We start from the raw sequence: 13,867 nt of genomic DNA, 5'->3' as shown, positions 1-13,867 counted from the left end.
TGCTTAGTCCTCTCGAGCGAAAAGCGCCTCAATAAAATCGTTGGCCTGGAAAGGCCGTAAGTCATCGATGCCCTCGCCAACGCCAATATAGCGGATCGGCACGCCGAACTGATCGGCAACGGAGAAGATAACGCCGCCCTTCGCCGTACCGTCCAGCTTAGTGAGCGTAATGCCCGTCAGGCCGACGGCTTCACTAAACAGTTTAGTCTGGCTAATGGCATTTTGACCGGTGCTGGCATCGATGGTCAGCATAATTTCGTGGGGCGCTTCTTCGTCTAACTTCTTCATCACCCGCACGATCTTTTTCAGCTCTTCCATCAGGTGAGACTTATTCTGTAAGCGTCCCGCCGTATCGGCGATCAGTACGTCGACGTTGCGCGCTTTGGCCGCCTCTATTGCATCGAAAATAACCGACGCGGAGTCGGCGCCGGTATGCTGAGCGATGACCGGGATATTATTGCGCTGCCCCCAGACCTGCAGCTGCTCGACCGCCGCCGCGCGGAAGGTGTCACCCGCCGCCAGCATCACCGACTTGCCCTGCGCCTGGAACTGGCGCGCCAGCTTGCCGATAGTGGTCGTTTTTCCAACGCCGTTAACGCCGACCATCAGGATAACAAACGGCTTATGGCCGCTAACGTCCAGAGGCTTATCGACGGTCTGAAGAATTTGGGACATCTCTTCTTTCAGGCGGTCGTACAGCGCTTCGGCATCCTTTAAGTCGCGGCGGCTGGCGTGTTCGGTCAGCGATGCGATGATCTTGCTGGTGGTGTTGACGCCGACGTCGGCAATCAGCAGCTGCTCTTCCAGCTCTTCAAACAGCTCGTCGTCAATACGCTTGCCGCGAAACAGCCCCATAAAGCCGGAGCCCAGATTCTGCTTGGTTTTCAGCAGGCTTCGCTTAAGCCTGGCGAAAAAGCCTTCCTTTGTCGGCCTTTCCTGCTCTTGCATCAGAGCTGGTTCTTCAGCCCCTTCTTCCTGCTGCAGATCGTCAAGCGCCAGCTCTTCGGCCGCGTCGAGTTCTTGTTCGTCAAAAGGCTCATTTAGCGCTTCTGCCTGCTCTTCCCGCCCAACGATTTCAACGTCGGCAGCCAGCTCGGCCTCTTCAATCCGCTCAGCTTCACTTTCGACGTCGCCTTCTATTTCTTCCGGTTCTTCCGGAAAAACCGGCTCGGCATCGGCTTCAGCCGAGAGTACCTCATCCGCTTCGTCATGCGGCTTCGCGCCGTCGAGAGCGACTTCCTGTGAAGCTTCATCAGTAAAATCAGCGGCCGGCTCAGCTTCGGCAGGCGTGTCGGTTACCGCGCGTTCAGCGTCATCGCTTTCTACAGAAGTCTCGTCTTCCCGCTCGGACAACGCTTCTTCATTCTTTTCCGTTTCTTCTTCCCGCTCTTCGTCCTGACGGCCAAGCCCTAACCAGGAAAAGAAACCGCGCTTTTTATCTTTCGCCATGCTGTAACCACAACCTCCACGCTAACTGTGACTTTTTACGCCTTTTCTCAAGTCTATCATTCTCCGGCGCGATAAACGGCTTTATTTTAACATCCAACGGGGCAAAATCATGCCGTTAAGCGGGAAAAATGGACGCAAAAAATGAGCTCGTGCAGGCAAACCAGCGCGCATTTTTAAATTCTCTCGCTCTCGCTATAATAGCGGTTCAATTTCATTAACCGTTTTCAGGCAAGTTACCGCGCGATAAGCAAAATATGAGCAAAAAGAGTTCACCCAATAAGGCCGGTCAAATTCGCATCATCGCCGGAAAATGGCGGGGAAGAAAGCTTCCCGTTCCCGATAGCCCCGGCCTTCGGCCGACGACCGACAGGGTGAAAGAGACGCTGTTTAACTGGTTGGCGCCGGTGATTCAGGAGGCCCGCTGTCTGGACTGTTTCGCCGGCAGCGGCTCGCTTGGATTCGAGGCCCTTTCCCGCTATGCGGGGAAGGTCATCATGCTGGAAGCCGAACGCGCTATCGCTCAGGGGCTGCAAAAAAATCTGGCTCTGCTGGATACAGACTGCGGTCAGGTGATTCATACCAACGCTCTCAGTTGGCTGGAAGGCGACGCGACGCCGTTTGACGTCGTCTTTCTTGACCCGCCCTTTCGCCAGGGGCTGCTCCCCAAAACGATGGCCTTACTGGAACAGCGCGGCTGGCTGGCCGAAGAGGCCTGGATTTACGTAGAAACCGAGTCAGAGAGCGCCGCCATAGAAACGCCGCCCGAATGGCGCCTGCATCGGGAAAAGATTGCAGGCCAGGTCGCTTATCGCCTCTATCAACGCGGCCCACTATCAACCTAAAAGCAGGGAGAACATGAAGATGAAACAGCTGGTGATCAACGTAGGCCGCCTGATGATGATTGGCGTCTGGGGGTTCTTACTCCTCAACCTGTTTCAGCCGTTCCCCAGCCCGCTGAAATACTTCCTGTACGTCGCCATGGGCTTTACGCTGTTTATGCACGGGCTACAGCTGGCGCTGCTCAAGTCGACGCTGCCCAAAGACGGGGAAAAAATGAGCGGAGTTCAGTCAATCAGGATCCTGCTGTTCGGCGTTTTTGAACTTCTGGCCTGGCAGCAAAATCAACAAAAACGCCGCTAACGACAGAAGATGCCTTAGCCTTTCCTACCGGGGAAATAGGGAAACGGCGTAACGTTATCGCCTAAATCGGAAATGCGCGCGCTGCCCTGTTTGACCACCGCATCGATACGGATCACGGAGTGCATGGGAATAAAGCTGCGCGTAACGCCCGCAAACTCCGTCTTGAGCCGCTCTTCGCTGGGATCGACCAGTAAAGCGTTTTCACTGTCAAAAACGAAATCGCCGATTTCAATAAAGCCAAACAGTGAGCTTTGCGTAAGCTCTCGCACGTATAGCTGATAGTTTTTGCCGTTATTTATAAACTGAATGCGGTACAGCGGCCTTTCTTCACTCATGACGTTGCTTTATCTCACAAATGCTTAAGGATTCAGACTTTCCAGAAATTAACATAACTACCAAGGGAATGCGACTGCACTAAGGGAGATGGGGATTAAAGATTGTTTAATCAACGGGTTCTGCCTACACTTGAAACATTCTAAATAGAGGGATTTCACACTATGAGCTGGCCTCTTTTAGCCGTTATTTTTTCCGGTTGGATTTATGTCGACGCCGCCTATCGCGGCCCCCGCTGGCAGCGCTGGGCGTTTAAACCCGTCACGATGCTGTTGATGCTGCTGTGGGCATGGCAGTCACCCGAGCTGACAAACTTTAACTACCTTATTCTGGTAGGGATACTGGCCAGCCTGACGGCGGACGTCATACAGGCATTTTCTCAGGAGCGGACGCTCTACACCGTCGGCGCGCTGTTTATCTCCCATCTGGCCTACACGCTCTGCTTCGCTTCGTCGCTCAGCTTAAGCTTTTACTGGCCGCCGATCGTTGTCCTGCTGGCCATCGGCCTGGCTGCGCTGGCGCTGCTTTGGAATCGATTAGCCGAGATGCGCTGGCCCGTCGCTACCTATCTGGCGATTACGCTAATTATGGTTTGGGTAACGGCGGGGGGCTACTTGGCCAAGCCGGACGATATGGCGTTTAGCCAGCTTATCGGCAGCGTTTTGCTTCTGCTCTCGGCCCTTTTATGGCTGACGAACAAATACTACGTGCCGTTTAAAGCCGCCAATGCGGCCATTGCGGTGTGCTACTTTTTAGGCCACTTTACGATCGTCAGATCGCTGCATATCTGACGCTGGCATAGAAGAGATCAGGCCTCGCCCTTACGAATAAGATAGCGATAGGGCGTCGCTTCAACTTCAGAAGCCAGAAGCTCATGGTCCATAAAGCGGCAAAAGCCGGGGATATCGCGAACCGTCGCCGGGTCGTCCGCAACGATAAGCAGCGTCTGCCCGCTCGCCATGTGGCGCACGGTTTTACGCACCATCATAACCGGCTCAGGGCAACGCAGCCCTAACGCATCAAGGGTACAGTCGGGATTGGCAAACGCGTCTGTCATAAAAAACCTGCTGCTGTTTTCTGCCCTTGTTCTAAAAGAGCGGTCTAAAAAAACGTTCGCCTAGTTTAATACGATGCGCAGTGAGCGCAAGCCTAACGGATATACCAGACGGTTGTTCGAAGAACAGTGAGGACAAACTATGCCCCATACACCAACTCCCCAAACGCCCGACCTTCAGCGCATCGCTTCCCGAACGAAAGACGTTGGCGGCATCCCCGTTGCGCGCGGGCTGCCGGTTAAGGAACGACGCCTTATCGGCGCCTGGTGCTTTCTCGATCACGCCGGCCCCGCCGTATTTCAAAGCGATGCGCAAAGCATGCACGTCGCGCCCCACCCCCATACCGGACTACAAACCTTTACCTGGATGCTGGAGGGGGAAATTCTGCATCGCGACAGCCTGGGCTATGAGCAGGTGATTCGCCCCGGGCAAGTTAACCTGATGACGGCGGGGCGCGGTATATCCCATTCGGAAGATTCCGTACCCGGCTGTTTGAAGCTGCACGCCGCACAGCTCTGGATCGCGCTGCCTGAGGCGGTGAAAGACATGCCGCCGCGCTTCGATCACTACCCTAACCTGCCGAAATGGCAAGACGGCGGCGTGGGCTTCACGCTGCTAACGGGAGAGTTTTTCGGCCGCCGCGCGCCGACGCTCGGCTTCTCGGAGCTGGTTGGCGTAGACGTCGCCAACCGCCAGAAGGCGACGCTGACGCTGCCTCTGCGCCGAGATTTCGAATACGGCCTGTTTATTCTGGAAGGGGAAGCTCAAATCGGGAAAGAAACCTTCGCCCAAAACGAGCTGGCCTATATCGACCCAGACCATACCGAACTGCCGCTAACGCTGGCGGAAAACAGCCGGGTCCTGCTGCTTGGCGGCGAACCCTTGGGTGAAGAGGTGCTGATGTGGTGGAACTTCGTCGGACGCAGTAAGGAAGAGCTTCGAAACGCCGTTGAAGAGTGGAACGCTGGCAGCGCCCGCTTCGGTACGGTGCCAAACGCCGGACAGCCGCCGACGCCTGCGCCAACAATACCGTAAATGCCGTAAATAAATGCCGCAGAGCAATCTCCGGTTGCATTCCCTCTCTGACGCGGTATCATCTGCGGCTGCCGTATCTTTGGCGAACATATTTTATACAACGCTGGGTTCCCTCACCCCAGCAGGCGTAAGCCGTTTAACTAAAAAGGTCACAACATGTTTGAATTTTCCGCACAACAGCGGCTCAAAGCGCTGCTATGGCTTTCGTTCTTCCATATTCTGATTATTGCCTCGAGCAACTATCTGGTTCAGCTGCCTATCACCATTTTTGGCTTCCATACGACCTGGGGCGCATTTACCTTCCCGTTTATCTTTTTAACGACGGACCTTACCGTTCGAGTGTTCGGCGCGCCGCTGGCCCGACGCATCATTCTGGTGGTAATGATGCCGGCGCTGCTTATTTCTTACCTGCTGTCGACCTGGTTCTATGAAGGGGCGTGGCAAGGGTATCAGGCTATTTATCATCTCAACATCGTCGTCGCCCGCATCGCTATCGCCAGCTTTATGGCCTACGTGCTGGGGCAGATCCTCGACATTTACGTATTCAACCGGCTCCGCCAGCTTAAGGCCTGGTGGGTCGCTCCCAGCGTTTCCGCCGTGTTCGGCAACCTAAGCGACACCATCGCGTTCTTCTCTATCGCCTTCTACAAGAGCAGCAACGCGTTTATGGCGGATAACTGGGTAGAAATCGCGCTGGTCGACTATGCGTTCAAGCTGCTTATCTGCGCGCTGTTCTTCCTGCCGATGTACGGCATCCTGCTAAACGTGCTGCTAAAGCGGCTGGTGCGCATTCAGTCGACGCCCAAGCTTATGCGCGATGCGGCGTAGATAATTCAGATAATTTTGGCGCATGCCGAACCTTGATGATATTTTTATAGTCTAATCGCTCGACGCCGCGGCTTAATAGCAATGCCGCGGTTACGCTTTGACGCTCATATAAAAGATGAAGGAAGTGCCATGCAGAAGTTAATGAAAACAATGGGTCTGTGTCTGTTTGCCGTAAGCCTCGCCGCCTGTGACGGCAACAAGGACGCGTCTACGACGCCAGCGGACAACGGTTCTTCTGCTGCGGCGCAGCCCGGCGCATCCGCTGACGGGCAAACTCAGGTGCTGGGAGGAAAGGTCAGCTTTAACGTTCCCAAAGGCCTTCAGGATCAGAGCGGGAAAAGCCCCTCTCAGACCACTAACATGGCGGTATTTGCCGATAACGCCGCGCAAAAAATGCTAATCGTCATCAGCAGCTCAATGCCCGGCGACTCGCTGGAAAACCTGATTACCCGTATGGAAGCGCAGCAAAAAATGCGCGACGGTGAACTTACCCTGCTGAAAAAAGCGCCGGTTGAGGCCGGCGGGCAAACGCTGCAGCGTCTTGATACTCTGGTACGCATCGACGGTAAGAAAAACTACTCCTCCACCATCCTTGGCCAAATAGGCCAACAGCTGCTGACCATACAGCTGACCTACCCTGCCGAACAGCAGGCCGATGCCGAGAAGGCGGTCGATGCCTTCATCGCTTCGCTAAAAATCCAGCCGTAGGATATAAAAAAAGGCGGCTCGAAGGCCGCCTGAAACAGAGGATAAATACTTCCATCGTAAAATCCGGTCGTCCGCCAGAGTTAACGTCGACCGGAAAAACGCCCTTTCGGGCCTTCCCATGACTCTCTCGCTAGTCCGCTAGCGCCTGCGCCAGCAGCGTAATCGGGTGCTCACAGCGTTTGGACGTCGACATCTCTATTTGCCATTTACAGGTTTCACAGTCGCTGACGACGAAGTCCACACCGCTTTCTTCAATCTGCCTGAATAAAGACGCACCGATGCCCTGCGACGTTTCATAGTTTTCCTTCTTAAAGCCGTAGGTTCCCGCAATGCCGCAGCATTGGGAATCGAGAACGATAAGCTCAACGCCGGGAATGCGCTCCAAAAGCGCCAGCGTATAGGCGGTCCAGCCCATCTTTTCCATATGGCAGGGCGTGTGGTAGGCGATTTTCATCGGCGTATGCTTAAGCTTCAGCTCGCGTCCTTCGGACAGCAGCCGGTAGATAAAGCGGGTCGCCAGCTCGATTTTATCGCGCACCGGCGTCGTATCGACGCCCAGCAGATGGGGGTACTCATCGCGAAGCGTAAACGTACAGGTCGAGGAGGTCGCAACGACCGGAATTCCCTTGCCTATTACCGCATCCACCAGCGATTCAGCGTTCACGTTGGCCTGCTTTTTCGCCTTATCGATGAAACCGTTAGCGATTAAGGGGACGCCGCAGCACTTCTCCTTTTTCAGCAGTTGAACGCCCATCCCCATCGCGTTAAGCACCCGCACCAGGTCTTTGCCCAACTGCGGATGGTTATAGTTGACGAAGCAGCCGTGGAAAAAGGCCACCTGGTCGGAAAACGCCTGCTGCTTTGCCGCCTGCTTGCGAAACCACTGGCGGAACGTGCCAAACGAGTACTTAGGCAAATCGCGACGGTGATCGATTTTTAGCGCGCTGTCCAGAATGCCTTTTACCGGCTTAAGGCCTACTGTCGCGTTCACCAGCGGCGCAAACGGCGTAGACAGCGTTCCCATCAGGTCAGTGTGGCTCAAAATCGCGTCGCGCAGCTTAAACTTGGGCGGCGCATAGTTGATCCGCGCCCGCTGGATGATATCGCCGATCTTCACGTTAGAAGGACAGGCGACCTCGCAGCGCTTGCAGTTGGTGCAGTATTTCAGCGCTTCGTCATACAGCGTAGGGTCTTTAAGCCGCAGGCGCTCGCCGTCCGGCCCGGCCTGCTTGGGCCCCGGATAGTTAGGATTCACTTTCGCTACGGGGCAGTACGTCGTACAGACGGTGCACTTGATGCAGCTCTCAAAGCTGTTGTCGGTCGTCAGGCTCATTGCGCCACCTCCGCCTGGGTAAGGATCCGTTCCGCGGCATACAGCGCCGTTACCAGAGAGACGCCCGCGCCACAGCCCTGCTGCAGCGGATCGTACCCTCCCAGCACCGCGCCGATAACGTACAGATTGTCGAGCGACTGGCCGTTTACGGTTCCGCGCAGCGTTTCATCAGCCTTTACGCCAAAGCGTAAATAGGGCTGAGGAACAAACATGTTCTGATGCGTCCACTGCGGGCGTTCCGGTACGTCCAAAACGTCCAACCCGAACACCGGCTCAAAAATGCGCTCGAATTCAGCGATCAGGCCGTTGCTAAAGAAGCTGCCGCTGGCCAGCACCACCTGCTGCGCCTCGATGGGAATGTCCGTATGGTTGCGGGTATAGATACGCGCAACGCGCTGGCCTTCCAGTTCGGCCTTCAGCACGGTATCACCCGGCATAAACTGGCCGCCCAGCTGCAAAAAGCGGCGACGCAGCGCCTGATGCAGTCGAATACCGAGCAGCGAAGGCGGGAGAGTGGGTACTAACATCACCGGCTTACCGGCGTGCTCGCGAAGCGTTTCAATTGCGTTCGAATCTTCCAGCCCTACGCAGGCCGGGAGAATGACGGCGTCGACGTCTTCGGCCAGCCGCGCTACCTCCTGCGCCAGCAGAGCGAGATTTTCAGGCAGGTCCAGCACGCGGGAGATATTCGTCGCACGAAACTCGCTGGGGTTCTTCCTCAGGCCGTCGAGCGCGGGTAAGTGCAAATACTCGATCGTCGCCTCAACGCCCCGCTCGGCCAGAGAGGCGGCGGCCAGCTGAGGCTGGAAGTCCAAAAAGCCTTCGATGCCGACCACGGCGACGCGCCGCCACGGAAGCTCGCCGCCAATCGGCGCAACGGGAACCTCTTTCGGGCTCAGCCAGGTCGCCCTAAGCGTACCCAGAGGAGTAACCCGACGGTGGTTTTGCTCAATTGAGCCAAAAAAATGCAGCCCGCAGTCCGCCAGCATCGCTTCAGCCTGCTTTGCCATGCGGGAGACGGCCTCTCCTCCAAGTCGGACGTAAGGGTGATCGGCCCCCAGCTCGGCCAATGCGTCCAGCGGTTTTTCAATCGTTGAACCGTCGGTGCGTTGGCTCAAAAAGTCCAGCGAACCGGAGGAAAAATGCAGCGCGCTTTGTCCTGCGCTGATAATCGCGCAGCGTTTGCCCTGCTCCGCCAGTCGAATCCCGCAGGACAACCCGGCCAGACCGCCGCCGATGATGGCTACATCAAATTTCATTACTCTTCTCCACGCTGGATGAGGGATCCAGACCACATAGCCCCTGGTAGACCCAACTGGTAAATTCGCTTTCGCGCAGGGCGTCTCCCCAGGCGATCGGACGAACGCCCTTCCAGCGCTCGTTCAAAAAGGTTGAAAGCTGCGTGAGCGACTGCTGAGGCGTCGTCACCTTGAACCGATTCAACAAACCGGCCGCACGGCAGGCGCACAGCTCACCCTGACAGGTCCCCATGCCGACGCGCGTGCGCCGACGCAGGTCGATAAGGTTATTCACGTTTAGAGACTCAACGGCGTAGCGAACCTCACCGGCGGTTACCGCCTCGCACTCGCACACCAGGCTGTTGTCCAGACGACCATTGCTTATCAGCTGAGTCGCTCGATCCCCATGGCGATAGACGGCAGAGCCTCGAATAGTGGATGGCAGAGAAATTACTTTCCCCAGCGTCTCTTCGGCCGACTGTCGGGAGCCGGGAAGCGCTTCCTGCGCAGTGGTACATTCACCGCGGTGCCCAAGCTTTTCGCACACTTTATCCGTTGCCCACTCCGCCATCAGGCGGTAGGTCATCAGCTTGCCGCCGGTAATGGTGATAAAGCCCTCCAGCCCGTCGCGCACGGCGTGATCCAAAAGCACGATGCCGCGGCTGACGTTGCGCCCGGACGGATCGTCGTCGCTGGCGACCAGCGGGCGCACTCCGGCATAGGCGCGAAGAATGCGAGTATGCGCTAACTTCGGCGCCAGACGGCTGCCTTCACGAATAAGCACATCAACCTCTTGCGGCGTAACCACCATATTGTCGATGTCTTCATAAGGAATTCGGGTAGAGGTAGTGCCAATCAGGGAAATCGTGTCCCCCGGCACCAGAATGTCCGCATCGGCAGGCTTGCGGCAGCGGTTAATAACGCGGTTGTTGATGCGGTGCCCCATAATCAGCAGCGCCCCTTTGGCTGGGAACATGCGAACGCGCAGCTCGGCATATTCCGCAATGCGCTGCCCCCAGATGCCGCCCGCGTTAACAACAATCTCGCCGCGTATTTCACGCATCTCTTTGCGATAGTGATCGTAAGCCTTCACGCCCACGACGCGGTCGCCCTCGCGGATCAGGCCGATAACCTCGTGGTAAGTGAACACTTGCCCACCGTGTTCGCGCGCGTCCAATACGTTCGCCGCCGTCAGGCGGAACGGGTCGACGGTGCCGTCGGGCACCCTGACGGCGCCAAGCATGTCGGGGTTAGCGGACGGCTCGAAGCGAAGGGCTTCCTTCGGGTCCATCGCCTGCGCGTCAATGCCGGCAGCGCGACAGGCGTCAATAAAGGTAGATTGAAACGCGATGTCGTCTTCCGGCAGCGTTAAGAACAGGCCGTCGGTCTGCTCTACGCAGTGGCGGGCAATGCGCTTTAGGATTTTGTTTTCTTCTATACACTCGCGGGCCGATTCAGCGTCCGTCACGGCATAGCGCGCCCCGCTGTGCAGCAGGCCGTGGTTGCGCCCGGTTGCGCCGGTAGCAATGTCATAACGCTCCAACAGAACAGTGCGCAGCCCGCGGCGAGCGCAGTCGCGGGCAACGCCGGCCCCCGTCGCGCCGCCGCCAATGATGATGACATCCGTCTCGATTGAAGGAAAAACGCTCATTGTCAATTGCTCCCGCAGTCATTCTTAACGTTCAGAATACGTCTATGGTGTTATTAATACATATCCTGCGCCAATTTTGTTTGATAAGGAACAAATTCGAGCATATTTAGAGTTCATTCGAGCAAAAAAGAACACTAATGTGACCATTCTCACAACATCAGCATTAACATTCCATACATTTGGTTAAAAAGATGGTACATTTCGCTCGGCGAAAGTGAAAAAATTATAGGAATTCGCAGATAAAAAGCGCCGTACCGTAAGAAAGGATGACAACGTACTGAGCGATAAAGAAAATAATATGAGCATCCGATCGATGTTCGCTCTCATTATTACATTCATACGAAAATACAGAGATAAATGACTGCCAGTGGAGGCACTATGCTAAGTATTTTTAAACCCGCGCAGCACACCGCGCGTCTGCCACAGGATAAGATCGATCCGACTTATCGCCGTCTGAGGTGGCAAATCTTCATGGGGATCTTCTTCGGCTATGCCGCCTACTATCTGGTAAGAAAAAACTTTGCGTTAGCAATGCCTTACCTGGTAGAACAGGGCTTTAGCCGCGGCGATCTGGGCTTTGCGCTTTCAGGCATCTCCATCGCTTACGGTTTCTCCAAGTTCATCATGGGTTCCGTCTCTGACCGTTCGAATCCGCGCGTTTTCCTGCCGGCGGGTCTGATTTTGGCTTCCGTCGTCATGCTGCTGATGGGCTTTATGCCTTGGGCAACCTCCAGCATCATGATGATGTTCGTGCTGCTGTTCATCTGCGGATGGTTCCAGGGCATGGGCTGGCCGCCGTGCGGCCGTACCATGGTTCACTGGTGGTCGCAGAAGGAGCGCGGCGGCATCGTTTCCGTCTGGAACTGCGCCCACAACGTCGGCGGCGGTATTCCACCTCTGCTGTTCTTGCTGGGTATGGCCTGGTTTAACGACTGGAAGGCCGCATTCTACATGCCGGCTATCGCCGCCATCATCGTTGCTCTGATCGCCTTTGCGCTGATGCGCGATACGCCTCAATCCTGCGGCCTGCCGCCGATTGAAGAGTACAAAAACGACTATCCGCCGGACTACACGGAAAAAGACGAAGAAGAGCTGAGCGCGAAAGAAATCTTCATGAAGTACGTCTTCCCGAACAAGCTGCTGTGGTACATCGCCATCGCTAACGTGTTCGTTTACCTGCTGCGCTACGGCATTCTGGACTGGTCACCGACCTATCTGAAGGAAGTGAAGCACTTCGCGCTGGACAAGTCTTCCTGGGCCTACTTCTTCTATGAATACGCGGGTATCCCCGGCACGCTGCTGTGCGGCTGGATGTCCGACAAAGTGTTCAAGGGCAACCGCGGCGCAACCGGCGTATTCTTTATGATTCTGGTTACCATCGCGACCGTCGTTTACTGGATGAACCCGGCGGGCAACCCCGGCATCGACATGCTGTGCATGACCGTTATCGGCTTTTTGATCTACGGTCCCGTTATGCTTATCGGCCTGCACGCGCTTGAGCTGGCGCCGAAGAAAGCGGCCGGTACCGCAGCGGGCTTCACCGGCCTGTTCGGCTACCTGGGCGGTTCGGTTGCGGCAAGCGCCATCGTCGGCTACACCGTTGACTTCTTCGGTTGGGACGGCGGCTTTATGGTCATGATCGGCGGCAGCGCTCTGGCAGTCGTTCTGCTGGTAATGACCATGCTGAGCGAAAACAAACACAAAGCGGAAATGTTGGCAAAACAGGCCGGTAATTAATCCGTTTACGTTGCAATAAACGCTGCGGCCAACGTTGGCCGCAGCGCATATCTTCACTCTCAATAACAATAAAAACATAAAACGCGCTTCAAACCCAATTCGCGAACGTCATCCTGACGTCATCTAACGCGGATACCATTTTCATCAGTCATGTGTAACAGAAACAAAAAGCAATTCGGCTTAAAACGTACGCTGCACGGCCAGCGGTTTTCAACGCCCCTGCTGTGCTTCTAAAATACTCACACGGAGAGAAAAGGATGAAGACAGGTTTTAAAACGCTTTTGGCTGGCATGGTTTTAGGCATGGCCCTACTCCCGGCCGTTCAGGCGGCGCAAAAGGCCGACAAGGTCGTTATCGCTCACCGCGGCGCCAGCGGTTATCTTCCCGAACATACGCTGGCCTCAAAGGCCATGGCTTACCAGCAGGGGGCTGACTTCCTCGAGCAGGATCTGGTCATGACCAAAGACGACAGGCTTATCGTTTTGCACGACCACTATCTTGACCGCGTCACCGACGTGGCCGACAGGTTTCCCGATCGCGCCCGTAAGGACGGCCGCTATTACGCTATCGACTTTACGCTGGATGAAATCAGGTCGCTGAAATTCACCGAAGGTTTCGACATTAAGGACGGAAAAAAGGTACAGAGCTATCCTGGCCGCTTCCCGATGGGAAAATCCGATTTCCGCATCCACACCTTTGAAGATGAAATCGAGTTCGTGCAGGGCCTGAACCACTCTACTGGCAAAAACATCGGCATTTATCCCGAAATCAAAGCGCCCTGGTTCCACCGCAGCGAAGGTAAAGACATCACGGCCAAGACGCTGGAAGTCCTGAAAAAATACGGCTACACCAAGAAAAGCGACAACGTCTACCTTCAGTGCTTCGACTTCAATGAGCTTAAGCGCATCAAGACCGAGCTGATGCCCAAAGCGGGAATGGATCTGAAGCTGGTCCAACTAATCGCCTACACCGACTGGGAAGAGACGTTCGAACCCGATGCTCAGGGCAAGCTTGTAAACTATAGCTACGACTGGATGTTCAAGCCCGGCGCCATGACGGAAATCGCCAAGTACGCCGATGGCATTGGCCCTCAATATCCGATGCTGCTTGACGTGAAGGCATCCAAGCCGGGCAAGGTCGTGCTTTCATCGATGACGAAAGACGCCCATAAGGCAGGAATGGAAGTGCATCCCTACACGCTGCGCGCTGACGCGCTGCCGCCCTATGTGAAGGACATGAACCAGCTGCTGGACGTCATGTACAACCAGGCGGGCGTTGACGGGCTGTTCTCCGACTTCCCCGATATGGCGGTGAAGTTCCTGCAAAAGCAGGGACAGCATAAATAGCCGCAAAAAGAATC

Annotated in this window: 14 protein-coding genes; 8 read left to right on the top strand and 6 right to left on the bottom strand. The window is 55.7% G+C overall.

Annotated elements, in window-relative coordinates; genetic code table 11:
• Positions 1-3 precede the first annotated feature (3 nt).
• Positions 4-1,449 (bottom strand): signal recognition particle-docking protein FtsY, encoded by a 1,446-nt coding sequence (gene ftsY, locus V8L73_RS01680; protein WP_347253979.1) that lies wholly within the window; start codon positions 1,447-1,449, stop codon positions 4-6.
• 254 nt (positions 1,450-1,703) lie between these two features.
• On the opposite strand from ftsY, the gene rsmD reads away from it, so the two are divergent.
• Positions 1,704-2,291 (top strand): 16S rRNA (guanine(966)-N(2))-methyltransferase, encoded by a 588-nt coding sequence (gene rsmD / locus V8L73_RS01675; protein WP_261831739.1) that lies wholly within the window; start codon positions 1,704-1,706, stop codon positions 2,289-2,291.
• A gap of 28 nt (positions 2,292-2,319) precedes the next feature.
• On the top strand, positions 2,320-2,589 hold the full coding sequence (locus tag V8L73_RS01670; protein ID WP_347254849.1) for a DUF1145 family protein: 270 nt from the start codon (positions 2,320-2,322) through the stop codon (positions 2,587-2,589).
• A 14-nt stretch (positions 2,590-2,603) separates the two neighbouring features.
• Here V8L73_RS01670 and V8L73_RS01665 read toward each other — a convergent pair whose 3' ends face one another.
• A complete protein-coding gene (locus tag V8L73_RS01665) occupies positions 2,604-2,924 on the bottom strand; it encodes a DUF1820 family protein (protein WP_027273544.1) in 321 nt (106 codons plus the stop codon).
• Positions 2,925-3,086: 162 nt separating this feature from the next.
• Here V8L73_RS01665 and V8L73_RS01660 point away from each other — a divergent pair, with 162 nt between their 5' ends.
• Positions 3,087-3,713, top strand: a complete 627-nt coding sequence (locus V8L73_RS01660) for a lysoplasmalogenase (protein WP_027273545.1) — start codon at positions 3,087-3,089, stop codon at positions 3,711-3,713.
• A 17-nt stretch (positions 3,714-3,730) separates the two neighbouring features.
• Here V8L73_RS01660 and tusA read toward each other — a convergent pair whose 3' ends face one another.
• Positions 3,731-3,979: a sulfurtransferase TusA gene (gene tusA / locus V8L73_RS01655; protein WP_027273546.1), complete on the bottom strand. Its 249-nt coding sequence runs from the start codon at positions 3,977-3,979 to the stop codon at positions 3,731-3,733.
• Positions 3,980-4,118: 139 nt separating this feature from the next.
• On the opposite strand from tusA, the gene V8L73_RS01650 reads away from it, so the two are divergent.
• From V8L73_RS01650 to V8L73_RS01640, 3 genes are all read left to right on the top strand, one after another.
• On the top strand, positions 4,119-5,012 hold the full coding sequence (locus tag V8L73_RS01650; RefSeq protein ID WP_347253978.1) for a pirin family protein: 894 nt from the start codon (positions 4,119-4,121) through the stop codon (positions 5,010-5,012).
• A gap of 156 nt (positions 5,013-5,168) precedes the next feature.
• On the top strand, positions 5,169-5,840 hold the full coding sequence (locus V8L73_RS01645) for a 7-cyano-7-deazaguanine/7-aminomethyl-7-deazaguanine transporter (protein WP_027273548.1): 672 nt from the start codon (positions 5,169-5,171) through the stop codon (positions 5,838-5,840).
• Positions 5,841-5,969: 129 nt separating this feature from the next.
• Entirely contained in the window at positions 5,970-6,548 is a 579-nt protein-coding gene (locus V8L73_RS01640) for a DcrB-related protein (protein ID WP_261831740.1), read from the top strand.
• A 130-nt stretch (positions 6,549-6,678) separates the two neighbouring features.
• On the opposite strand, the gene glpC is transcribed toward V8L73_RS01640, so the two are convergent.
• Genes glpC through glpA form a run of 3 tightly spaced genes read right to left on the bottom strand, consistent with a single transcriptional unit; the run spans position 6,679 to position 10,770 of the window.
• Positions 6,679-7,881 (bottom strand): anaerobic glycerol-3-phosphate dehydrogenase subunit GlpC, encoded by a 1,203-nt coding sequence (glpC, locus tag V8L73_RS01635; RefSeq protein ID WP_027273550.1) that lies wholly within the window; start codon positions 7,879-7,881, stop codon positions 6,679-6,681.
• Positions 7,878-9,140 (bottom strand): glycerol-3-phosphate dehydrogenase subunit GlpB, encoded by a 1,263-nt coding sequence (gene glpB, locus V8L73_RS01630; protein WP_027273551.1) that lies wholly within the window; start codon positions 9,138-9,140, stop codon positions 7,878-7,880. The genes glpC and glpB overlap by 4 nt, the downstream gene beginning before the upstream one ends.
• Positions 9,130-10,770: an anaerobic glycerol-3-phosphate dehydrogenase subunit A gene (glpA, locus tag V8L73_RS01625; protein WP_261831742.1), complete on the bottom strand. Its 1,641-nt coding sequence runs from the start codon at positions 10,768-10,770 to the stop codon at positions 9,130-9,132. Before glpA ends, glpB begins: the two co-directional genes overlap by 11 nt.
• Positions 10,771-11,148: 378 nt before the next feature.
• Between glpA and glpT the strand changes: the two genes are divergently transcribed.
• Both glpT and glpQ read left to right on the top strand, forming a co-directional pair.
• Entirely contained in the window at positions 11,149-12,507 is a 1,359-nt protein-coding gene (glpT, locus tag V8L73_RS01620; protein ID WP_027273553.1) for a glycerol-3-phosphate transporter, read from the top strand.
• A gap of 257 nt (positions 12,508-12,764) precedes the next feature.
• Positions 12,765-13,853: a glycerophosphodiester phosphodiesterase gene (glpQ, locus tag V8L73_RS01615; RefSeq protein WP_347253977.1), complete on the top strand. Its 1,089-nt coding sequence runs from the start codon at positions 12,765-12,767 to the stop codon at positions 13,851-13,853.
• Positions 13,854-13,867: the final 14 nt, after the last annotated feature.

The organism is Leminorella grimontii, assembly GCF_039789245.1.
Lineage (GTDB): Bacteria > Pseudomonadota > Gammaproteobacteria > Enterobacterales > Enterobacteriaceae > Leminorella > Leminorella grimontii.
The sequence above is the reverse complement of the archived record's forward strand: the minus strand, read 5'-3'. Positions and strand labels throughout refer to the sequence as shown.